The sequence below is a fragment of the Streptomyces sp. WM6386 genome (genome assembly GCF_000972385.1).
Classification (GTDB): domain Bacteria; phylum Actinomycetota; class Actinomycetes; order Streptomycetales; family Streptomycetaceae; genus Streptomyces.
This window is the reverse complement of record NZ_JXTE01000079.1, coordinates 24,728-47,030: the sequence shown is the minus strand read 5'-3', so window position 1 is coordinate 47,030 and position 22,303 is coordinate 24,728. Positions and strand designations below refer to the sequence as shown.

The window sequence follows — 22,303 nt, the reverse complement described above, 5'->3', positions numbered from 1 at the left end:
GGGCAGTGGGTGAGGTCCTGCCGGCCATGGGCTGAGCTGGGGTTCGAGGCTTCCCGGGTGCCGGACAATGGCTGGGTGAGCGATGTGAGACATGTGCTGGTGCTGCCTGACCGGGATGCCGCGGAAGAGGTGGCGGAGGCGCTCAGGGAGCGGTTCGGGGTGGCTGAGGAGCCGCGCCTCGTCCGCGACGCGCTGGCGGGGGAGGACGACGCCGAGGACGCGCAGTGGCTCGTTGTGCTGCGGGACGAGGACGGGCGGCTGGATCCCGGGGCGCTGGACGAGTTCGCGGGGGAGTGGGACGGGTGGCGGGAGGAGCCGTAGGGCCGGGGGTGCCCGTCTTGCTCGTCCGGTGGGCGGGGCTCGTTGTCAGTGGCCCGTGCCATGCTTGTCGGCGATGGCAAAGAAGAGTGCGAACGACGACCCGCTTGCCCCGGTGACACTTGCCGTGGGGCAGGAGGACCTGCTGCTCGACCGTGCCGTGCGGGAGGTGGTGGCCGCTGCGAAGGCCGCCGACGCCGACACGGACGTACGGGATCTGAACCCGGACCAGCTGCAGCCCGGCACGCTCGCCGAGTTGACCAGTCCCTCGCTCTTCGCGGAGCGCAAGGTCGTGGTCGTACGCAATGCGCAGGATCTGTCGGCCGACACCGTGAAGGACGTGAAGGCGTATCTCTCGGCGCCCGCCGAGGAGATCACGCTCGTGCTGCTGCATGCCGGCGGGGCGAAGGGCAAGGGGTTGCTCGACGCCGCGCGGAAGGTGGGGGCGCGGGAGATCGCCTGTCCGAAGATGACCAAGCCGGCGGATCGGCTGGCCTTTGTGCGGCAGGAGTTCCGGGCGACCGGGCGGTCGGCCACGCCCGAGGCCTGTCAGGTGCTTGTCGATGCGATCGGGAGTGATCTGCGGGAGCTGGCCTCGGCCGTGTCGCAGTTGGTCGCCGATGTCGAGGGGACGATCGACGAGGCCGTTGTGGGGCGGTATTACACCGGGCGGGCCGAGGCGTCGAGCTTCACCGTCGCCGACCGGGCGGTCGAGGGGCGGGCGGCGGAGGCGTTGGAGGCGTTGCGGTGGTCGTTGGCCACGGGGGTGGCGCCGGTGATGATCACGAGTGCGTTGGCGCAGGGGGTGCGGGCGATCGGGAAGTTGTCGTCGGCCCGGGGCGGGCGGCCGGCGGATCTCGCGCGGGAGCTGGGGATGCCGCCGTGGAAGATCGATCGGGTGCGGCAGCAGATGCGGGGGTGGACGCCGGATGGGGTCGCCGTGGCGTTGCGGGCCGTTGCCGAGGCGGATGCGGGGGTGAAGGGCGGGGGGGACGATCCTGAGTACGCCCTGGAGAAGGCGGTCGTGGTGATTGCCCGGGCGGCGCGGTCGCGCGGGCGCGTGTAGCGGGCCTCGCTGAGGTTCGTCCTGGGATTGCCTGTATGTATCGGCGTGACGGGGGGCTTCGCCAGGAGGACAATCGGGCCCGTCAGCCGTATATCGCCGAGCAACGGGAAGGTGGCGGTTGCCATGGCTGAACACCCGCACGCTGTGCTCGTCCGCAAGGGCTACGAGGCCTTTCAACGCGGTGACATGGACGCTTTGCGTGGTCTGATGACCGCGGACTGTACGCAGCACGTGCCCGGTAGTCACCCCCTCTCGGGGGACTTCAAGGGGCAGGACGCGATCATCGAGATGTATGGCCGGCTGTTCGAGGAGACCAACGGCACGATGAGTGCCGAGCTGCGCAGCCTCCTCGTCGACGGCCGCGGCCATGTCGTCGCACTGCACCACTTCACCGCGGAACGCAAAGGGAAGCGACTGGAGGAGGACAGCTGCATCGTCTTCCGGATCGTGGGAGACAAGGCCACGGATCTCGACGAGTGCGTCGAGGACATCGACAAGTCCAACGACTTCTGGTCCTGACACCGCATGCCGAAGGCCCCGGCTTCCACCCTGGGGAAGGGCGGGCTCCGGGGCCCTCGGACCAAGCTTTCGAGCTCGTACCCGCGTGGCGAACGCAGGCCGCGTACGAGCTCTGGGTGCCGGGTGGGAGCGGATGAGAGAGGGCCCGCTCTGGGTCCTTCCGGCGGTCAGATCAAAAAGATCAGATCAGATGAAAGGTGTCAGCCCTAGAGGGACGCGACCTTCGAAGCAAGCGCCGACTTCTTGTTGGCGGCCTGGTTCTTGTGGATGACGCCCTTGGCGACGGCCTTGTCGAGCTGACGCGCGGCAGCGCGCTGGTACTCGGTGGCCTTCTCGGTGTCACCCGCGGCAGCGGCCTCACGGGCCTTGCGGATGGCGGTCTTCAGGGAGGACTTGACGGCCTTGTTGCGCAGCCGAGCCTTCTCGTTGGTCTTGATCCGCTTGATCTGGGACTTGATGTTCGCCACTGATTGAGCCTTTTCAGGTTCAGGCACGGGACCACAAGGGACCCGGGCCAGGTGATTTCTTGGGGTGTGCCTCGTGCTGAGAGGGCAGGAGACACAGCTACCCACAGTACCAGTGGGCCGACCGACGGCCCAAAACGGCCTCCGGTCGCCGCCCATGGGACCATGGAGCCTACGTATCGATCCGACCCGAGGCACAAGGCGCCTCAAGAGACAGGACCCTGCGTGCCCGCGACCCCTAACAATGTGCCCGAGCCGAGCCGTACCGACCCGGCTCTGATCCGCAATTTCTGCATCATCGCGCACATCGACCACGGCAAGTCCACGCTCGCCGACCGCATGCTCCAGCTGACCGGAGTGGTCGATCAGCGGCAGATGCGTGCTCAGTACCTCGACCGCATGGACATCGAGCGTGAGCGTGGCATCACGATCAAGTCCCAGGCGGTCCGACTGCCCTGGGCCCCGACCGAGGACCCGGGCAAGACCCACATCCTCAACATGATCGACACCCCGGGGCACGTGGACTTCACGTACGAGGTGTCCCGGTCGCTGGCCGCCTGTGAGGGCACCGTCCTCCTGGTCGACGCCGCCCAGGGCATCGAGGCCCAGACTCTCGCCAACCTGTACCTGGCGATGGAGAACGACCTCAAGATCATCCCCGTACTGAACAAGATCGACCTGCCGGCCGCCCAGCCGGAGAAGTTCTCCGAGGAACTCGCCAACCTCATCGGCTGCGACCCCGACGACGTCCTCAAGGTCTCCGCCAAGACCGGTCTGGGCGTCGAGGCGCTCCTGGACCGGGTGGTCGCCGACGTCCCCGCGCCGGTCGGCATCCAGGACGCACCCGCCCGCGCCATGATCTTCGACTCCGTCTACGACTCCTACCGCGGTGTCGTGACGTACGTCCGTGTCATCGACGGTCAGCTCAACAAGCGTGAGCGGATCCGCATGATGTCCACCGGCGCGACGCACGAGCTGCTGGAGATCGGCGTCTCGGCCCCCGAGATGAAGTCGGCCGACGGCCTCGGTGTCGGTGAGGTCGGCTATCTGATCACCGGCGTGAAGGACGTCCGCCAGTCCAAGGTCGGTGACACGATCACCACCCTGCACAAGGGGGCCACCGAGGCGCTCGGCGGTTACAAGGACCCGAAGCCGATGGTTTTCTCGGGTCTGTATCCGCTGGACGGCTCCGACTACCCCGAGCTGCGCGACGCCCTCGACAAGCTCCAGCTCAACGATGCCGCGCTGGTGTACGAGCCGGAGACCTCCGCAGCCCTCGGCTTCGGTTTCCGCGTCGGCTTCCTGGGCCTGCTGCACCTCGACGTGATCCGCGAGCGGCTGGAGCGCGAGTTCGGGCTCGACCTCATCGCCACCGCGCCGAACGTGGTCTACCGCGTCGTCATGGAGGACGGTTCCGAGCACACCGTCACCAACCCGAGCGAGTTCCCCGAGGGGAAGATCGACGACGTCTACGAGCCCGTCGTACGCGCCACGATCCTCGCGCCCTCCGAGTTCATCGGCTCGATCATGGAGCTGTGCCAGACCCGGCGCGGCACCCTGCTCGGCATGGACTACCTCTCCGAGGACCGGGTCGAGATCCGCTACACCCTCCCGCTCGCGGAGATCGTCTTCGACTTCTTCGACCAGCTGAAGTCCAAGACGCGCGGCTACGCGTCCCTCGACTACGAGCCCACCGGCGAGCAGGCCTCCAGCCTGGTCAAGGTCGACATCCTGCTGCACGGCGACAAGGTGGACGCCTTCTCGGCGGTCACGCACAAGGACGCGGCGTACGCGTACGGCGTGCGGCTCGTCGCCAAGCTGCGTGAGCTCATCCCGCGGCAGGCCTTCGAGGTGCCGATCCAGGCCGCCATCGGCTCTCGGGTCATCGCCCGCGAGACCATCCGCGCCATCCGCAAGGACGTCCTCGCCAAGTGCTACGGCGGTGACATCTCCCGTAAGCGGAAGCTGCTGGAGAAGCAGAAGGAGGGGAAGAAGCGGATGAAGATGGTGGGCTCTGTGGAGGTTCCGCAGGAGGCCTTCATCGCCGTGCTGAGCAGCGACGACAACGCGGGTTCCGGCAAGGGCAAGAAGTAGCGTCGTTTTCCCGTGAAAATAGGGGCCTGTCGCGTGCGAGCGTGACGGGCCCCTACGCGTGCGTAGCGTCGCGCTCTGTAGAAAGTGACAGGCCGCCGCCCCTTACATCGGCGTCGGTCGCGCTCTACTCTGATCTCCGTTCGATAGTTACTCGTGAGTTAAACAACACCCCCTCGAGCCACCAGCCGCACCGAGCCAGCCGCCGCACTGTCGCGGGCCCCGGAGGATGTCGTGAGCGACACACAGACCCTGATCGAGAACCGTCCGCCGAGCGTGGCGACCCTCTTCCTGGAGCGCGTTTCGGCCACACCGGACGCCGAGGCGTACCGCTACCCCGTGCCCTCGGCCTCCGGCGAGGGCCCCGACGACTGGAAGTCGCTGAGCTGGGGGCAGACCGCCGAGCGGGTCTACGCCATCGCCGCCGGTCTGATCGAGCTCGGGGTGCAGCCCGAGCAGCGGGTCGCCCTGTCCTCCGCGACCCGCCTCGAGTGGATCCTCGCGGACCTCGGCATCCTGTGCGCCGGTGCCGCCACGACCACGGTGTATCCGCAGACCAACGCCGACGAGTCCGCGTTCATCGTCTCCGACTCCGACAGCCGCGTGCTGTTCGCGGAGAACGCCGGGCAGCTGGCCAAGGCGCAGGAGAAGCGCGCCGAGCTGCCCGACCTGACCCATGTCGTGGTCATCGACGCCGAGGGCGTGGAGACCGGCGACTGGGTGCTGACCCTCGCCGAGCTGGAGGCCCGTGGCGCGGCCCGCCTGGAGAAGGACCCCGACCTGATCAAGGAGCGGGTCGGCGCGATCACCAAGGACCAGCTCGCCACCCTCATCTACACCTCCGGCACCACCGGCCGTCCCAAGGGTGTCCGCCTGCCGCACGACAACTGGGCGTACATGGCGAAGGCGATCGCCGCGACCGGCCTGGTGAGCGTCGAGGACGTGCAGTACCTGTGGCTGCCGCTCGCGCACGTCTTCGGCAAGGTGCTCACCTCGGGGCAGATCGAGGTCGGCCACGTCACCGCCGTCGACGGTCGTGTCGACAAGATCATCGAGAATCTGCCGATCGTGCAGCCGACGTACATGGCGGGCGTACCGCGGATCTTCGAGAAGGTCTACAACGGCATCGCCAACAAGGCCCGCGCGGGCGGCGGCGCCAAGTACAAGATCTTCCGCTGGGCCGCCGAGGTCGCCCGCGAGTACGCCAAGGTCAGCCAGGACAACTTCCGCCGCACCGGCACGGCGAGCGCCCCCTTCGGCCTTGCCGCCAAGCACGCGGTCGCCGACAAGCTGGTGTACGCCAAGATCCGCGAGGCCTTCGGCGGCAATCTGCGCGCCTGCGTCTCCGGCTCCGTGGCCCTCGCCCCTGAGATCGGGTTCTTCTTCGCCGGCGCCGGCATCCACATCCTCGAGGGCTACGGCCTGACCGAGTCCTCGGCCGCCTCCTTCGTGAACCCGGGCGAGGCGTACCGCACCGGCACGGTCGGCAAACCGCTGCCCGGCACGGAGGTGCGGATCGCGGAGGACGGCGAGATCCTGCTGCGCGGGCCCGGCATCATGGAGGGCTACCACGGGCTGCCGGAGAAGACCGCCGAGGTCCTGGAGGCCGACGGCTGGTTCCACACCGGTGACATCGGCGAGCTGTCGCCCGACGGCTACCTCCGCATCACCGACCGCAAGAAGGACCTCTTCAAGACCTCCGGCGGCAAGTACATCGCGCCCACCGAGGTCGAGGGACAGTTCAAGTCGGTGTGCCCCTACGTCTCCAACATCCTGGTGCACGGCGCCGACCGGAACTTCTGCACCGCCCTCATCGCCCTCGACGAGGTGTCGATCCTCGGCTGGGCGAAGGAGAACGGCCTGGACGGCAAGTCGTACGCCGAGGTCGTGGCCGCGCCGGCCACCGTCGAGATGATCGACGGCCACATCAAGGAACTCAACGCCGGTCTCCAGCGCTGGCAGACCATCAAGAAGTTCCGGCTGCTGCCGCGTGACCTCGACGTCGAGCACGGCGAGATCACCCCGAGCCTCAAGCTGAAGCGGCCTGTGGTGGAGCGGGAGTACAAGCACCTCATCGACGAGATGTACGCCGGCGCGCGTGAGGCGTAGGGGCGTTACAGGCGCCCTCTGCTGACCAGTTGACGTAGCTCCCGGACCTGTGTGCGCAGGGTTGCCAGGTCCGGGGGGTTCTCCCCGGACAGCTGCTGCTCCAGGTCGGCCAGCCGGGTGTTCACCTCGCCCTGGGCCAGCAGTCGCTCCAGTTGCTGGTTCTTGCGGTGCAGGTCCAGGAAGACGGTGACCTTCGCCCTGAGTACCCAGGGGTCGAAGGGCTTGGTCAGATAGTCCGCGGCGCCGGTTGCGTAGCCGCGGAAGGCGTAGCCGGAGTCGTCCTCCGCGCCGGTCAGGAAGATGATCGGGACGTCCTTGGTCTGATCGAGCCGTTTGATGTTCGCGGCGGTCTCGAAGCCGTCCATGCCCGGCATCCGGACGTCGAGCAGGACGAGGGCGAACTGCTGCCGCAGCAGTGCCTTCATGGCTTCCTCGCCCGAACGTGCGCGGACGAGAGGCTCGTTGAGGGACCCCAGGACGGCCTCCAGGGCGACCAGGTTGTCCTCCATGTCGTCGACGAGGAGGATGCTGGCGCGCTCTTCGGTCGTTGCCTCAGCGCTCATGGTGGCTGTGCCTCATTCAGTCGTCGGCGGGACCGGCACTTCCCCTGTCACGCCCGGTTCCGGTGCGTCGGTCCCCGCGTCGGCCGCGGGCCCCTGGGTGCCGTCGTCGTCCTGCGGGCCCTCCGGGTCGAGGAGCGCGCACACGACGGTCAGCAACTGATCCACGTCGACCGGCTTGGGTACGTAGTCGTTGGCGCCCCGCGCGATCGATTTCTCCCGGTCTCCCGGCATCGCCTTCGCGGTCAGCGCGACGATCGGCAGGCCCGTCCAGCGTGGGGTGCGGCGGATGGCGGCGATCGTCTCGTAGCCGTCCATCTCCGGCATCATGATGTCCATCAGGACGAGTTCGACGTCCGGGTTGCGCTCCAGCGTCTCGATGCCCTCCCGGCCGTTCTCGGCGTAGAGGACGGGCATGCCGACCCGGCCGAGGACATGGGTCAGTGCGAAGACATTGCGGATGTCGTCGTCGACGATCAGCACCCGTCGCCCGGGCAGTACCTGTCCCGCCCGGCCCCTCTTCCACGCCTCCAGCTTGGTGGGCGTCGGCCACGAGTCGTCCACTTCGGCGGAGGTGAAGGGCTCGGTCGACAGCTGTTCCGGTACCGGCAGGGTGTGTTCCTCGGGGGTGGGGCCGGTCGCCGGGTGGCCGGGGCTGACGACGGGGACGTACAGCGTGAACGTGGAGCCCTTGCCGGGCTCGCTCTCGGCGACGATCCGGCCGCCGAGCAGACCGGCGATCTCGCGGCTGATCGACAGGCCGAGGCCGGTGCCGCCGTACTTGCGGTTGGTGGTGCCGTCGGCCTGCTGGAACGCTTCGAAGATCACAGGCAGCTTCTCCCGCGCGATGCCGATGCCGGTGTCGGTGACGGAGAACGCGATCACCTGACCGCTGTCGCGGACGTAGTGGAGCTCGGTGTCCGTGACCCGGTTGACGCGCAGCTCGACCCGGCCCGTCGCGGTGAACTTGATCGCGTTGGAGAGCAGGTTGCGCAGGATCTGCTGGAGCCGCTGCTCGTCCGAGTACATCTCGCGCGGCACGTCCTCGCCGACCGCCACCTCGAAGGCGAGCCCCCGGTCGAGGGTGAGCGGGCGGAAGGTGGCGTGGACGTAGTCGAGCAGCTTGATCAGCGGCAGCTTCTTCGGGCGTACGTCCATCCGGCCCGCCTCGATCTTCGACAGGTCGAGGATGTCGTTGATCAGCTGGAGGAGGTCGGAGCCCGAGCGGTGGATGGTCGTCGCGAACTGCACCTCCTGGTCGGAGAGATGGCCGTCCGGGTTGTCGGAGAGCAGCCGGGCCAGGATCAGCAGGGAGTTGAGCGGGGTGCGCAGCTCGTGCGACATGTTCGCCAGGAACTCCGACTTGTACTGGGAGCTGGTCGCCAACAGCGCTGCCTTCTCCTCCAGTTCGGCATTCGAGCGCTGCAACTCCGCCTGCTGCTTCTGGAGTTCGTCTGAGCGCTCCTGGAGCTGGCGGGCCAGGCGCTGGGACTCACCGAGCAGGGACTCCGTACGGGAGTTGGCGATGATCGTGTTGATCGCGACGGCGATGGTGTTCACGAACTGGTCGAAGAAGGCCAGATGGACGTCGGAGAAGCGAGAGAAGGACGCCAGCTCGATCACGCCGAGGAGCTTGTCCTCGAAGAGGATCGGGATGATGACCACGCTGGTGGGCGCCGCCTCCCCGAGCCCACTGTTGATCTTGATGTAGTCCGGCGGGGCCTCCTCGACGAGGATCCGCTTCTTCTCGCGGGCGGCCTGCCGGACCAGGCCGTGCACCGGGAGGCCCCCGGTCTCCACGGTCGCGCCCTGTGCCGAGCCGTAGCCGGCGATGAACGCGAGTCCCTTCGCCGGAACGGTTGTGCGCAGAGCGGCACCGTCCTCGTCGGGGTCGGCCAGGAAGAACGCGCCGTACTGGGCGTTCACCAGCGGGGTCAGCTCGCGCAGCAGCAGGTCGGCGACCTCCATCAGGTCCCGGTGGCCCTGCATCAACGCGGCCAGGCGGGCCAGGTTGGACTCCAGCCAGTCCTTGGCGCGGGTGGTCTCGCGGAGGTTGGCCACCATCAGGTTGATGTTGTCCTTGAGTTCGGTGACCTCGCCCTGGGTCTCCACGGTGATCGAGCGGGACATGTCGCCCTGGGCCACCGCGGAGGCGACCTCGGCGATCGCGCGGACCTGGGTGGTCAGGTTCAGGGCGAGCTCGTTCACGTTCGTCGTCAGGCGCTTCCAGGTGCCGTACACGCCCTCGACCCTTGCCTGCCCGCCGAGTTGGCCCTCCGAGCCGACCTCGCGGGCCACGCGGGTGACCTCGGAGGAGAAGGAGGACAGCGTGTCGACCATGGTGTTGATGGCGGTCTTCAGCTCCAGGATCTCGCCGCGGGCGTCCACGTCGATCTTCTTGGAGAGGTCGCCGTTGGCGACGGCCGTGGTCACCTGGGCGATGTTGCGGACCTGCGAAGTGAGGTTGTCCGCCATGTAGTTGACGTTGTCCGTCAGGTCCCGCCATACCCCGGAGACGCCCAGCACCTGGGCGCGGCCACCGAGCCGGCCGTCGGTGCCGACCTCGCGGGCCACGCGGGTGACCTCGTCGGCGAAGGCGCGCAGCTGCTCCACCATCGTGTTGACGGTGTCCTTGAGTTCGAGGATCTCGCCGCGGGCGTCCACGGTGATCTTCTTGGAGAGGTCGCCGTTGGCGACGGCGGTCGTCACCTGGGCGATGTTCCGTACCTGTGAAGTCAGGTTCAGAGCCATGAAGTTGACGTTGTCGGTGAGGTCCTTCCAGACACCCGACACACCTCGCACCTGCGCCTGGCCGCCGAGGTTGCCCTCGGTGCCGACCTCGCGGGCGACGCGGGTGACCTCGTCGGCGAAGGCGGAGAGCTGGTCGACCATCGTGTTGATGGTGGACTTCAGCTCCAGGATCTCGCCCTTCGCCTCCACCGTGATCTTCTTGCCGAGGTCGCCCTGAGCCACGGCGGTGGAGACCAGTGCGATGTTCCGCACCTGTGAAGTCAGGTTGTCCGCCATGAAGTTGACGTTGTCGGTGAGGTCCTTCCAGACACCGCTCACGCCCCGCACCTGAGCGCGCCCGCCGAGGTTGCCCTCGGTGCCGACCTCGCGGGCGACGCGGGTCACTTCGTCGGCGAAGGCGGAGAGCTGGTCGACCATCGTGTTGATGGTGGACTTCAGCTCCAGGATCTCGCCCTGCGCGTCGACGGTGATCTTCTGACTCAGGTCGCCGTTGGCCACGGCCGTCGTCACCTGGGCGATGTTCCGCACCTGCGAGGTCAGGTTCGACGCCATGAAGTTGACGTTGTCGGTGAGGTCCTTCCACACCCCCGAGACGCCCCGCACCTGGGCCCGACCGCCCAACTGCCCCTCGGTGCCGACCTCGCGGGCCACGCGGGTCACCTCGTCGGCGAAGGCGGACAGCTGGTCCACCATCGTGTTCACGGTCAGCTTCAGTTCGAGCAGCTCACCGGTCGCCTCGACGGTGACCGAGCGGGTCAGGTCGCCGCGCGCCACGGACGTGGTCACCAGGGCGATGTCCCGCACCTGGGCCGTCAGCCGGGCTGCCATGGTGTTGACCGCCTCGGTCACATCCCGCCAACTTCCCGACAGCCCCTGCACCTTGGCCCGCCCACCCAGGCGCCCCTCGGTGCCGACCTCGCGCGCGACCCGGGTCACCTCGCCGGTGAACAACGACAACTGGTCGACCATCTTGTTCACGGCCCGCCCCAGCCGCCGCAGATCGCCGCGCAACTGACGGTTGCCGTCATGCAGGTCGACCCGCTGGGTCAGATCGCCGCCGGCCACCGCGTCCAGGACCCGGGCCGCGTTCGCCGCCGGGGCCACCAGGGCGTCGAGCAGCTGGTTCACATCGCTGACCCGGGACGCCCAGGCGCCCGCGCCGGGGCTCGGCGAGAGCCGCTCGTCGAGCCGGCCGTGCCGCACCAACTCCCTCTTCACACGCTGGACTTCGGTGGCGAAGTGGACGTTGCGGTCGACCAGCTGATTGAAGATCGCGGTCAGTTCGGCCGTGACGCCATGGGTGTCGTTCTCCGTCACCTTCGCGAAGTGCCCGTCCCGGGCGGCCGTCATCGCGGCGAGCAGCGGACGCAGATCCGATGCTCGAATCTGGTCATCTTTCTGTCCGTCTTCGAGCACACGCGTAGCACTGTTCTCACTCATGGCGGCCCACTTCGGTAACTCGGCGCTTATGGGCGTGGCCAGTCTGTCACTCTGTCCGCACTGACCGAGGTGTATTCGTTCGAACTGCTCGGGGAGCGGGACATGGGGGGCATTCCGGCGCAACGGGAGACCGATCCTGGTGCTTGTGATGCCCCTGTGCACAGGAGTGTGCTTCCGTACGCCCGGGCGCACGCCACCCTTGCGGGTAGCTCCCTCGCGCCGGGCGCCGCCCGCGCACTCCTGCGCGCCGCCCTCTCCGAGTGGGCCGAACTGGGCCTGCCCGGCACGGCGCCGCTCACCGACCGGCTGGCCGACGACGCCGTGGTGGTCGTCAGCGAACTCGTCACCAACGCGGTCGTGCACGCCGGCACCGACGTCGATCTGGAGTGCCGTCTGGAGACGGAGACCGGTGCCCTCGTCGTCGAGGTCGCCGACCAGCACCCCTCGCGCGCCCCGCGCGACGGCATGGGCGAACCGTCGTACGAGACACCGGAGTACGGCCGCGGACTGCGCCTCGTGGCCACCCTCGCCGAGTCCTGGGGCATCACCTACCGCAAGGGCACCAAGACCGTGTGGGCGCGGCTGACCGAGGAGGACAGCGCCGCCGTGGGGCAGAGTGGGGCGCACGCGGGGGCGAAAGGGGGCGCGGCGTCAGCCGCTCCAGTGGAGCCGGTGCTTGCACCGGGGTACGCGGGCGTGCACGGCCTGGAGATCGCCGGGGTCCTCGCCCCCGAGCCCCGGCGCGCCGAACGCGACCGGGAGTGGCTCAACCGCGGCGCGCTGTCCTTCCTCGCCGAGGCCTCCGACCTGCTCGCCGGACAGCTCGACGAGGACCTGGTCGCCGCCCTCGCCGGACAGCTGATCGTGCCGCGGCTCGCCGACTGGTGCGCGGTGTGGCTGGAGGACGAACACATGGGGCGCGGCGGCGGATGGGGCGGCGACGGGACCGGCGGGGTGGGCCCACGGCTCGCCCGCGTCTGGCACGGCCACGAGAGCCGTATCGAGGAACTGCGCCGGGCCCTGGAGAAGGACCCGCCCAGACCGCTGGACCCGCCGCGCTCCGGGCCCGTGCCGTTCCCCTGGCCCGGCGACGCGCTGGGCGTGCACGGGGCGCACGGCTCGGCACTGGCGTACCGGCTGATCGCGGGCGGCCGGCCGCTCGGCACGCTCGTCATCGGACGCTCCGGGCTGCTCCGCTTCCCCGACGAGATCACCGGCCTGGTCGAGGACCTCGGCCGCCGGGTCGCCCTCGCCATCGGCGCGGCCCGCCAGTACGCCCGCCAGGCCACCATCAGCGCCGTCCTCCAGCGCGGGCTGCTGCCCGGCGCCGTCGCGGAGATCCCGGGGATGCACAGCGCGCTGGTGTACGAGCCGTGCGACAAAGGCGGTCCCAGCGGCGACTTCTACGACCTCTTCCCGGCCGGCGACGGCCGCTGGTGCTTCGCCGTCGGCGACGTCCAGGGCAAGGGGCCCGAGGCCGCCGTGGTGATCGGCCTGGCCCGCCCCTGGCTGCGGCTCCTCGCCCGCGAGGGCTACCGCGTCGCCGACGTCCTGGACCGCCTCAACCAGCTGCTCCTCGACGATGCCACGGAGGCCGCCGACGCCGCCGCCCGCGCACTGATCGCCGCGGGCGGCCAGTCCCTGACCGGCGACGGCCCCCAGACCCGCTTCCTCTCCCTCCTCTACGGCGAGCTGGCCCCCTTCGACGGCGGTGTGCGCTGCACCCTCGCCTCCGCCGGGCATCCACTGCCGCTGCTCCTCGGTGCGGGCGGCGAGGTCCGCACCGCCGCCCGGCCGCAGACCCTGCTCGGGGTCGTCGAGGACGAGACGTACACCAGCGAGACCTTCGAGCTGCGGCCCGGCGACACCCTGCTCGTCGTCACGGACGGGGTGACGGAGCGGCGCTGCGGCCCCCGCCAGTTCGACGACGGCGACGGCCTCGCGACGGCGCTCGCCGGCTGCGCCGGGCTCACCGCCCCCCTGCTCGCGGAACGCATCAGACGGCTGGTGCACGAGTTCGGCGTAGGGCCGCCGGAGGACGATCTTGCGCTGCTGGTGCTCCAGGCGGAGTAGCCGGAGCAGTCGCCACGGTCCTGGACAATGGAGGACATGCCTTCCGCACTCCCCGACGGCGAGCCCGTCCCCGACGACGGCGCGCTCCCCGCATCCGCGCTCGCCGGGGCCGACGCCCGCCCCCTCGGGTTCTACCTGCACGTTCCGTACTGCGCGACCCGCTGCGGCTACTGCGACTTCAACACCTACACGGCGACCGAGCTGCGCGGCACGGGTGGTGTGCTGGCCTCCCGCGACAACTACGCCGACACCCTGATCGACGAGATCCGCCTCGCCCGCAAGGTCCTCGGCGACGACCCGCGCCAGGTCCGCACGGTGTTCGTCGGCGGCGGTACGCCGACCCTGCTGGCCGCGGACGATCTCGTACGGATGCTGGCGGCCATCCGTGACGAGTTCGGTCTGGCGCCGGACGCGGAGGTGACGACGGAGGCGAACCCGGAGTCGGTGGACCCGGCGTATCTGGCCACCCTGCGGCAGGGCGGCTTCAACCGGATCTCCTTCGGCATGCAGAGCGCGCGGCAGCACGTGCTGAAGGTGCTCGACCGTACCCACACCCCGGGCCGCCCCGAGGCGTGCGTGGCGGAGGCCCGGGCGGCCGGGTTCTCGCACGTCAATCTGGACCTGATCTACGGCACCCCGGGTGAGTCGGACGACGACTGGCGGGCCTCGCTGGACGCGGCGATCGGTGCGGGCCCGGACCACGTCAGCGCGTATGCGCTGATCGTCGAGGAGGGCACGCAGCTGGCCCGTCGTATCCGGCGCGGCGAGGTCCCGATGACCGACGACGACGTGCACGCGGACCGGTATCTGATCGCGGAGGACACGTTCTCGGCCGCGGGGTTCGAGTGGTACGAGGTGTCGAACTGGGCCACCTCGGAGGCGGGGCGCTGCCTCCACAACGAGCTGTACTGGCGCGGCGCCGACTGGTGGGGCGCGGGCCCCGGCGCGCACTCCCACGTGGGCGGGGTGCGCTGGTGGAACGTCAAGCATCCCGGGGCGTACGCGGGGGCTCTGGCGGCGGGGCGATCGCCGGGGGCGGGGCGTGAGCTTCTGTCCGCGGAGGACCGACGGGTCGAGCGGATCCTGCTGGAGCTGCGGCTTCTGGAGGGGGTGCCGCTGTCGCTGCTGCGGGAGGAGGGGCTCCGGGCCTCCCGCCGGGCTCTGTCGGACGGGCTTCTCCAGGAGGAGCCGTATGGCGCGGGGCGTGCGGTGCTCACCCTGCGGGGGCGGTTGCTGGCGGATGCGGTGGTGCGGGATCTGGTGGACTAGGCGCCCACTGGGGTGCCGGGCATTGTGGTCTGGCGGCTGCGGGCTCGTCGTGGCTGGTCGCGCCCACGCGGCGGAGCCGCAAATCGATACAGCCCCGCGCCCCTCAGGTTGGTACGGTTCGCGTTTCTTATGCCGTTACGAAGTCGATCAGTTCCTCTACCCGTCCCAGTAGTTCCGGCTCCAGATCCTTGTAGGACCCCACCCGCTTCAGGATGGCCTGCCACACCGCGCCCGTGTTCTCCGGCGGCCAGCCCAGGGCCCGGCACACGCCCGTCTTCCAGTCCTGGCCGTGCGGCACCCGTGGCCAGCCGTCGATTCCCAGGGACGACGGCTTCACCGCCTCCCAGATGTCGATGTACGGGTGCCCGACGACGAGGGCGTGGTCGCTGGTCACCGACTGTGCGATACGCCACTCCTTCGTGCCCGGCACCAAGTGGTCCACCAGGACCCCCAGACGGGCGTCCGGACCCGGCGCGAACTCCTCGACGATCGACGGGAGGTCGTCGACGCCCTCCAGGTACTCCACGACCACGCCCTCGATGCGCAGGTCGTCGCCCCAGACCTTCTCCACCAGTTCCGCGTCGTGCCGGCCCTCGACGTAGATCCGGCCGGCGCGGGCCACGCGGGCGCGGGCGCCGGGGACCGCCACCGAGCCGGATGCCGTACGGGTGGGCCGCGGCGGCGCCTGACCGGTGGGACGTACGAGCGTCACCACCCGGCCCTCCAGCAGAAAGCCCCTCGGCTCCATCGGGAACACCCGGTGCTTGCCGAAGCGGTCCTCCAGGGTCACCGTGCCCGCCTCGCAGCGGATCACCGCACCGCAGAAACCGGTGCCGGGTTCCTCGACCACCAGGCCGGGCTCCGCCGGGACCTCGGGGACGGGCTTCGGCTTCTTCCAGGGAGGGGTCAGATCGGCGGAGTACTGGCGCATTCGGATGACGATAGGAGAAGCCGGCCATCACCTAACGCGACACGCCGAAGCGGGTTGCCAGGGCGTCGCGCTGCCGTCGTACGAACGCCGCGTCCACCACCGCTCCGTGACCGGGTACGTACAGCGCGTCCTCGCCGCCCAGGTCCAGCAATCGCTCCAGCGCCGCCGGCCAGTGCGACGGTACGGCGTCGGGGCCCGCCTGCGGTTCGCCGGACTCCTCGACCAGGTCGCCGCAGAAGACCACCTCGGGGGAGCCCGGGACCAGGACCACGAGGTCGTGGCCGGTATGGCCGGGGCCGACGTTCGCCAGCAGGACCTGGCGGCCGCCGCCGAGGTCGAGGGTCCACTCGCCGGAGACATGATGGCGGGGGTGGGGCAGGGCGTCGACCGCCTCGTCGGCCAGTGCCGTGTCCAGGCCGTTGCGGATCGCGTCCGCCCGCAGTGCCTCGCGGGCCTGGTGCTGGTCGAACAGCGCGTCCATGCCCACCGGCCCGTACACCTGCGCTCCCGCGAACGCCGCCGCCCCGAAGACATGGTCGAAGTGGGGATGGGTCAGCGCGAGATGGGTCACACGATGCCCGGCGAGCGATTCGGCCTGCGCCCGCAACCGCGCACCCTCGCCGAGGCTCGATCCGGCGTCGATCAGCAGAGCGGTCCCCGAACCGACGACCAGCCCCGCTGTGCAGTCCCAGCCCGGCCGCCGGCACCGCCCGACCCCGGCCGCCACCCTCTCCCACCCCAGCTCTTCCCAAGTCACCGTCATACGGCGACGCTAGCCGTACAAGCGGTCGCGGCAGGACCGACCTTGCCCGGGCGGTACCCCACCGCCGTACACTGGGCCGGGGAATGCTGGCACTCGGGCGGACAGAGTGCCAGGCAAGGCGCCGAGGGAACGACTTCTGGAGGTGTGCGCGATGCTGAGTGAACGCAGGCTCCAGGTGCTGCGCGCCATCGTCCAGGACTATGTGGGCACCGAGGAGCCGGTCGGTTCCAAGGCCCTCACCGAGCGGCACAGCCTCGGCGTCTCCCCGGCGACGATCCGCAACGACATGGCGGCCCTGGAGGACGAGGGGTTCATCGCCCAGCCGCACACCAGTGCCGGGCGGATCCCCACGGACAAGGGCTACCGGCTGTTCGTCGACAAGCTCGCGGGAGTCAAGCCGATGACCGCGCCCGAGCGGCGCGCCATCCAGAACTTCCTCGAAGGCGCCGTCGATCTCGACGACGTCGTGGCGCGGACCGTACGGCTGCTCGCGCAGCTCACCCGGCAGGTCGCGGTGGTGCAGTACCCCTCGCTCACCCGGTCCACCGTGCGCCATGTCGAACTGCTCGCGCTCGCACCCGCACGCCTGATGCTCGTGCTGATCACGGACACCGGGCGGGTCGAGCAGCGGATGATCGACTGCCCGGCGCCCTTCGGCGAGACGTCCCTCGCCGATCTGCGGGCCCGGCTCAACAGCAAGGTCGCGGGTCGGCGCTTCAGCGATGTGCCGATGCTCGTCGAGGACCTCCCCGAGGGCTTCGACCTGGAGGACCGCGGCACTGTCTCGACCGTGCTCTCCACCCTTCTGGAGACACTCGTCGAGGAGAACGAGGAGCGGCTGATGATCGGCGGAACCGCCAATCTCACCCGCTTCGGACATGACTTCCCCCTCACTATCCGTCCGGTGCTCGAAGCCCTCGAGGAGCAGGTCGTGCTCCTCAAGTTGCTTGGTGAGGCCGGGGATTCGGGCATGACCGTACGCATCGGTCATGAGAACGCCTATGAGGGACTCAACTCCACGTCCGTCGTGTCGGTCGGCTACGGTTCGGGCGGCGAGGCAGTAGCCAAGCTCGGCGTGGTCGGACCGACCCGCATGGATTACCCGGGAACGATGGGAGCGGTACGCGCAGTGGCGAGGTACGTCGGACAGATCCTGGCGGAGTCGTAAGTGGCCACGGACTACTACGCCGTTCTCGGCGTGCGCCGCGACGCGTCGCAGGAAGAGATCAAGAAGGCCTTCCGGCGGCTCGCACGCGAGCTGCATCCGGATGTCAACCCTGATCCGAAGACCCAGGAGCGGTTCAAGGAGATCAACGCCGCTTACGAGGTGCTCTCGGACCCGCAGAAGAAGCAGGTCTACGACCTCGGCGGCGACCCCCTGTCCCAGGCGGGCGGCGGTGGCGCGGGCGGCTTCGGGGCCGGTGGGTTCGGGAACTTCTCGGACATCATGGACGCGTTCTTCGGTACGGCGTCGCAGCGGGGCCCGCGGTCGCGTACGCGGCGGGGCCAGGACGCGATGATCCGGCTGGAGATCGAGCTCGACGAGGCGGCCTTCGGTACGACGAAGGACATCCAGGTCGACACGGCGATCGTGTGCACCACCTGTAGTGGTGAGGGCGCGGCGCCGGGGACCTCCGCTCAGACGTGTGACATGTGCCGCGGACGCGGTGAGGTGTCGCAGGTGACGCGGTCGTTCCTGGGGCAGGTCATGACGTCCCGGCCGTGTCCGCAGTGCCAGGGGTTCGGGACGGTCGTTCCGACGCCGTGCCCCGAGTGCGCGGGCGATGGTCGCGTACGGTCCCGTCGCACCCTCACGGTCAAGATTCCGGCCGGTGTCGACAACGGCACGCGGATTCAGCTCGCCGGTGAGGGTGAGGTCGGGCCCGGTGGGGGTCCTGCCGGTGACCTGTACGTCGAGATCCACGAACTGCCGCACTCGCAGTTCCAGCGGCGTGGTGACGATCTGCACTGCACGGTCACGCTCCCGATGACCGCGGCGTCTCTCGGCACCAAGGTCCCGCTGGAGACGCTGGACGGGCTGGAGGAGGTCGACATCCGGCCGGGCACGCAGTCCGGGCAGTCGATCCCGCTGCACGGGCGTGGTGTCACGCATCTGCGCGGCGGTGGACGGGGTGACCTCATCGTCCATGTCGAGGTGCAGACGCCGAACAAGCTGGATCCGGAGCAGGAGCGGTTGCTGCGGGAGCTGGCGAAGCTGCGGGGCGAGGAGCGGCCCACGGGGCAGTTCCAGCCCGGGCAGCAGGGGCTGTTCTCGCGGTTGAAGGACGCGTTCAACGGTCGGTGATCGGTGATCGGTAGAGGGCGGCTGCGGGCAGGGATTTCCTCGCCCCCGCCGCCCTTACCCGTTCCCATCCCCAGGGGCGCTGCCCCTTCGACCCCGGTCCCCGGGGGCTCCGCCCCCAGACCCCGTCGGCCCCGAAAGGGCCTCGTCCTCAAACGCCGGACGGGCTGAAAAGTGCTGGTCGACAGGGGGCGTTCGGCGGCCTCACCCGCGGCCCATTCCGCTGTCCTATGCCAGTGGAAGGCCGGATTCGGACTTGTTCGGAGGACGTGACAACATGCGGTCATGTCCTCCGCGCTGACCGATCTTTTCCCTCATCCGATCGTGCAGGCCCCTATGGCGGGCGGCGTCTCCGTGCCGCAGCTCGTCGCCGCCGTGTCCGATGCCGGAGGGCTCGGGTTCCTTGCCGCCGGGTACAAGACGGCGGACGGGCTCTATCAGGAGATCAAGCAGCTGCGGGGGCTGACCGGACGCCCCTTCGGGGTCAATCTGTTCATGCCGCAGCCGGAGTACCCCGGTGCAAGCACCGGCTCCACCGGAGCGGCTGTCGCCGCGCCCTCCTATGCGGCCGCCGTCGAGGTGTACGCGCACCAGCTGTCCGGCGAGGCCTCGTGGTACGAGACCGAGCTCGGGGACCCCGACAGCGGCCGGGACGACGGATACGACGCCAAGCTCGCCGTACTGCTCGACAACCCGGTGCCGGTGGTGTCCTTCCACTTCGGCGTCCCCAGCAGCGAGGTGCTGGAGTCCCTGCGGCGCGCAGGAACCTTCACCCTCGTCACCGCGACGACCGCCGAGGAGGCTCTCGCCGTGCAGCGGGCCGGCGCCGACGCGGTCATCGCGCAGGGCGTGGAGGCCGGCGGGCACCAGGGGACCCACCGTGACATCCCGGAGAACGACGGGACCGGGACAGGCCTGCTGTCGCTCCTCGGGCAGATCCGCGAGACCGTCGGCATCCCCGTCGTCGCCGCCGGCGGCATCATGCGCGGCAGCCAGATCGCCGCCGTTCTCGCAGCCGGTGCCAGCGCCGCCCAGCTCGGCACCGCCTTCCTCGCCACCACCGAGTCCGGTGCCGCGCCCGTTCACAAGCAGGCGCTCACCAACCCTCTGTTCGTCCGCACCGAGTTGACCCGTGCCTTCTCCGGCCGGCCCGCCCGCGGGCTCGTCAACCGCTTCCTGCGCGAGCACGGCCGGTACGCCCCCGCCGCCTACCCGGAGATCCACCACCTCACGTCCCCGCTGCGCAAGGCCGCCGCCAAGGCGAAGGACGCGCAGGGTATGGCCCTGTGGGCCGGCCAGGGCCACCGCATGGCGCGCGAGCTGCCCGCCGGGCGGCTGGTGGAGGTGCTGGTCGCCGAACTCGCCGACGCCCGGACAGCGTTGTCGGTCTTCCCCAAGGGCCACGACCTCCGATGACGGCTCCCGTGTTCGTGGTCGAGCACTTCGACGCCGGGGGCGGCGGACGGTACGTCCTGGAGGGGCCCGAGGGGCGGCACGCGGTCTCCGTGAAGCGGCTCCAGCCCGGCGAGGAGGTCGTCCTCACCGACGGCGCGGGACGTTACGCGGTGTGCGACGTGATCGGCACCGAGGGCAAGGACCGGCTGACCGTCCACATGACCTCGGTGTCCGAGGAGCCGGAGGAGTCCCCCCGTATCACCGTCGTCCAGGCCCTCCCCAAGGGCGACCGCGGTGAACTGGCCGTCGAGACCATGACCGAGACCGGCGTCGACGCGATCGTGCCCTGGCAGGCCTCACGCTGCATCACCCAGTGGAAGGGCGACCGCGGACTGAAGGCCCTCACCAAGTGGCGGTCCACCGCCCGCGAGGCCGGCAAGCAGTCCCGGCGGTTCCGCTTCCCCGAGGTCGCGGACCTGGCCACGTCCAAGCAGGTCGCGGCGCTGCTCGCCAAGGCCGACTTCGCCGCCGTACTCCACGAGAGCGGTCACGAACCGCTGGCCACCGTCGAACTCCCCACCGAGGGCGACGTCGTGCTCGTCGTCGGGCCCGAAGGGGGCGTCTCCCCCGAGGAGTTGGCGCTGTTCGAGGAGGCGGGGGCGAAGCCGTACGTCCTCGGGCGTACCGTGCTGCGTACATCGACCGCCGGGACCGCCGCGACCGCCGTGCTCCTCGCGCGCACCGGCCGCTGGTCCTGAGAGCCAGAGGGAACGCCTTGGAACTCGCCCAAGTCCGGCTGCTCGTCTCCGACTTCCCCGTCTGTTACCGCTTCTACGCCGAGGTCCTCGGCCTCAAGGCGCAGTCGGGGGCGACACAGGGACCGTACGAGAAGTTCAGCCCCGCCACCGGCTCCGCCGGTATCGCCCTCCAGGACCGGTCCATGATGGCCGGGATACTGGGGGAGCTGGGCGACGAGGCGAGCGGGCACCGGTCACTGGTCGTGCTGCGCGTCGACGATCTCGACACGTACTGCGAGCAGATCGCCGAGCGGGGTGCCGTTCTGCTGCACGGCCCCGCCCCCATGACCGACCGGATGCGGGTCGCCCACCTCAAGGACCCGGAGGGCAACCTTGTGGAGCTGCAGGAGTGGCTGCTGCTGCGCGGCTGAGGACCGCGTCGAACAGGTCCCAGCCGTCCAGCTCGGTGACCCCCGGCATGAGTCCGCGGCCGGTCGCCTCGTCGACCAGAGCGCGTACGACACCGGGTTCGCGCAGGTTGAGCAGTTTTCCCGGGCCGGTCGCCACACAGCCGATGTACGAGTAGCCGCCGGAGACGGCGCCGCGCTCACCCTGCCGGAAGACGATCCGGGTGCGTACCCCGTCGCGGTACAGGTTCAGCACGTCGCGGGGCGCGTCGTCGTCCTGACGGTTGTGCCGGACGCTCCACATGTAGGTCGTCCGCTCGTCCACGACGAGACGGCGAAGACGGCGGTCGTTGCGCATGCCGTCACGCTAGACGGGCGGGCAGCGCTCGGTCTCCGGGTTTTCGCGGGGAGCAGCTGGACGAGTCGTCCGAGGCAAGGGGAGCGGGCGAGCGGGGCAATGGTCCTTCAGTTGATCGAGTGTCACTCGATTGTGGGGCGAGTGTCCGTATGTGCTCTACCGCGGCGGCCGTGACAGTGGGAAGCTGCCCTCCATGGGGGTATTGCGCAGGTTTTGGGGCCGCCCGCGAGGACACCGGGTCCAGCGGGTGGCAGCCGTGTCCGTGCTCGCGGTCGTGGTCGTCGGCGGGGTCACCGCCTGTGATCCGGCGGGGCTGAACTCCGCGTCCGTGGCGTACACGACCGACCAGACGGTCACCAAGGAGCTGGAGCGGCAGAAGGCCAATGTGCAGTGGCTGACCTGCCAGGCCTCCTACGGGAACCGGCCCACGCCGACGGCGACCGACAATGCCGTGGCCGAGGTCCACTGCACCGGCGAGACCACCAGCAACCAGGACATCGACGTCGACGGCAAGATCACCCGTGTGGTCAACGGGCAGTGTGTGCGCGGTGAGTTGACCGCGAAGATCGACGGCAAGCAGTGGTTCCAGGTCAACGGACTGGGCAACTGCAACGCCTCGCCCGAGCCGAACAACCCGGGCGGCAACGGGCAACCGGGAGCCACCGTCACCGTGACGGTCACGGAGACCATCTGGTGCGACAAGTACCCGGACTGCAGGCCCGTCCAGGGCAAGTGATCCAAAGCCCTGTC

General features: G+C 69.6%; 19 protein-coding genes. 13 read left to right on the top strand and 6 right to left on the bottom strand.

All coding sequences use genetic code 11. The annotated features are described in order from the left end of the window. The first annotated feature begins 75 nt into the window (after positions 1-75). The 3 genes from TN53_RS34660 (at position 76) to TN53_RS34650 (ending at position 1,903) form a co-directional block, all read left to right on the top strand. Entirely contained in the window at positions 76-321 is a 246-nt protein-coding gene (locus TN53_RS34660; protein WP_046262761.1) for a hypothetical protein, read from the top strand. Between the two features lie 73 nt (positions 322-394). Continuing rightward, positions 395-1,384, top strand: a complete 990-nt coding sequence (gene holA, locus TN53_RS34655; RefSeq protein WP_046262760.1) for a DNA polymerase III subunit delta — start codon at positions 395-397, stop codon at positions 1,382-1,384. A 123-nt stretch (positions 1,385-1,507) separates the two neighbouring features. Beyond that, positions 1,508-1,903 (top strand): nuclear transport factor 2 family protein, encoded by a 396-nt coding sequence (locus TN53_RS34650; RefSeq protein ID WP_046262759.1) that lies wholly within the window; start codon positions 1,508-1,510, stop codon positions 1,901-1,903. Positions 1,904-2,109: 206 nt separating this feature from the next. On the opposite strand, the gene rpsT is transcribed toward TN53_RS34650, so the two are convergent. Then, a complete protein-coding gene (gene rpsT / locus TN53_RS34645; RefSeq protein WP_046262758.1) occupies positions 2,110-2,370 on the bottom strand; it encodes a 30S ribosomal protein S20 in 261 nt (86 codons plus the stop codon). Positions 2,371-2,592: 222 nt separating this feature from the next. Between rpsT and lepA the strand changes: the two genes are divergently transcribed. Together lepA and TN53_RS34635 are read left to right on the top strand one after the other, a co-directional pair. Beyond that, entirely contained in the window at positions 2,593-4,461 is a 1,869-nt protein-coding gene (gene lepA / locus TN53_RS34640; protein WP_046262757.1) for a translation elongation factor 4, read from the top strand. 231 nt (positions 4,462-4,692) lie between these two features. After that, the gene (locus TN53_RS34635) at positions 4,693-6,567 is read left to right on the top strand and encodes an AMP-dependent synthetase/ligase (protein WP_046262756.1); all 1,875 of its coding nucleotides are present in this window, start codon (positions 4,693-4,695) and stop codon (positions 6,565-6,567) included. Between the two features lie 5 nt (positions 6,568-6,572). Here the strand turns inward: TN53_RS34635 and TN53_RS34630 are convergent, their stop codons facing one another. Continuing rightward, on the bottom strand, positions 6,573-7,130 hold the full coding sequence (locus TN53_RS34630; RefSeq protein WP_046262755.1) for a response regulator: 558 nt from the start codon (positions 7,128-7,130) through the stop codon (positions 6,573-6,575). A gap of 12 nt (positions 7,131-7,142) precedes the next feature. Beyond that, the gene (locus tag TN53_RS34625; RefSeq protein ID WP_052745354.1) at positions 7,143-11,318 is read right to left on the bottom strand and encodes a HAMP domain-containing protein; all 4,176 of its coding nucleotides are present in this window, start codon (positions 11,316-11,318) and stop codon (positions 7,143-7,145) included. Between the two features lie 102 nt (positions 11,319-11,420). On the opposite strand from TN53_RS34625, the gene TN53_RS34620 reads away from it, so the two are divergent. Together TN53_RS34620 and hemW are read left to right on the top strand one after the other, a co-directional pair. Beyond that, positions 11,421-13,391 (top strand): ATP-binding SpoIIE family protein phosphatase, encoded by a 1,971-nt coding sequence (locus tag TN53_RS34620; RefSeq protein ID WP_199924702.1) that lies wholly within the window; start codon positions 11,421-11,423, stop codon positions 13,389-13,391. Between the two features lie 36 nt (positions 13,392-13,427). Then, a complete protein-coding gene (gene hemW / locus TN53_RS34615) occupies positions 13,428-14,660 on the top strand; it encodes a radical SAM family heme chaperone HemW (RefSeq protein ID WP_046262764.1) in 1,233 nt (410 codons plus the stop codon). A gap of 127 nt (positions 14,661-14,787) precedes the next feature. On the opposite strand, the gene TN53_RS34610 is transcribed toward hemW, so the two are convergent. Further along, positions 14,788-15,591, bottom strand: coding sequence for a DUF3097 domain-containing protein (locus TN53_RS34610; RefSeq protein ID WP_046262753.1), 804 nt, complete (start codon positions 15,589-15,591; stop codon positions 14,788-14,790). 31 nt (positions 15,592-15,622) lie between these two features. Further along, positions 15,623-16,354: an MBL fold metallo-hydrolase gene (locus TN53_RS34605; RefSeq protein ID WP_046262752.1), complete on the bottom strand. Its 732-nt coding sequence runs from the start codon at positions 16,352-16,354 to the stop codon at positions 15,623-15,625. Positions 16,355-16,505: 151 nt separating this feature from the next. On the opposite strand from TN53_RS34605, the gene hrcA reads away from it, so the two are divergent. The 5 genes from hrcA to TN53_RS34580 all read left to right on the top strand — a co-directional run bounded on the left by hrcA (position 16,506) and on the right by TN53_RS34580 (position 21,219). Beyond that, positions 16,506-17,522, top strand: a complete 1,017-nt coding sequence (gene hrcA / locus TN53_RS34600) for a heat-inducible transcriptional repressor HrcA (protein ID WP_046262751.1) — start codon at positions 16,506-16,508, stop codon at positions 17,520-17,522. Next, positions 17,523-18,659, top strand: coding sequence for a molecular chaperone DnaJ (gene dnaJ / locus TN53_RS34595; RefSeq protein ID WP_046262750.1), 1,137 nt, complete (start codon positions 17,523-17,525; stop codon positions 18,657-18,659). Between the two features lie 282 nt (positions 18,660-18,941). Beyond that, positions 18,942-20,072 carry a nitronate monooxygenase gene (locus TN53_RS34590; RefSeq protein ID WP_046262749.1) on the top strand — a complete coding sequence of 377 codons (1,131 nt, stop codon included), beginning with the start codon at positions 18,942-18,944 and terminating at the stop codon, positions 20,070-20,072. Then, on the top strand, positions 20,069-20,809 hold the full coding sequence (locus TN53_RS34585; protein WP_046262748.1) for a 16S rRNA (uracil(1498)-N(3))-methyltransferase: 741 nt from the start codon (positions 20,069-20,071) through the stop codon (positions 20,807-20,809). The genes TN53_RS34590 and TN53_RS34585 overlap by 4 nt, the downstream gene beginning before the upstream one ends. Positions 20,810-20,826: 17 nt before the next feature. Further along, on the top strand, positions 20,827-21,219 hold the full coding sequence (locus tag TN53_RS34580) for a VOC family protein (protein WP_046262747.1): 393 nt from the start codon (positions 20,827-20,829) through the stop codon (positions 21,217-21,219). Here the strand turns inward: TN53_RS34580 and TN53_RS34575 are convergent. Beyond that, a complete protein-coding gene (locus TN53_RS34575) occupies positions 21,161-21,553 on the bottom strand; it encodes a hypothetical protein (RefSeq protein ID WP_046262746.1) in 393 nt (130 codons plus the stop codon). The two genes, TN53_RS34580 and TN53_RS34575, sit on opposite strands and share 59 nt — an antisense overlap. A gap of 247 nt (positions 21,554-21,800) precedes the next feature. On the opposite strand from TN53_RS34575, the gene TN53_RS34570 reads away from it, so the two are divergent. Next, positions 21,801-22,289: a hypothetical protein gene (locus TN53_RS34570; protein WP_046262745.1), complete on the top strand. Its 489-nt coding sequence runs from the start codon at positions 21,801-21,803 to the stop codon at positions 22,287-22,289. Positions 22,290-22,303 lie beyond the last annotated feature (14 nt).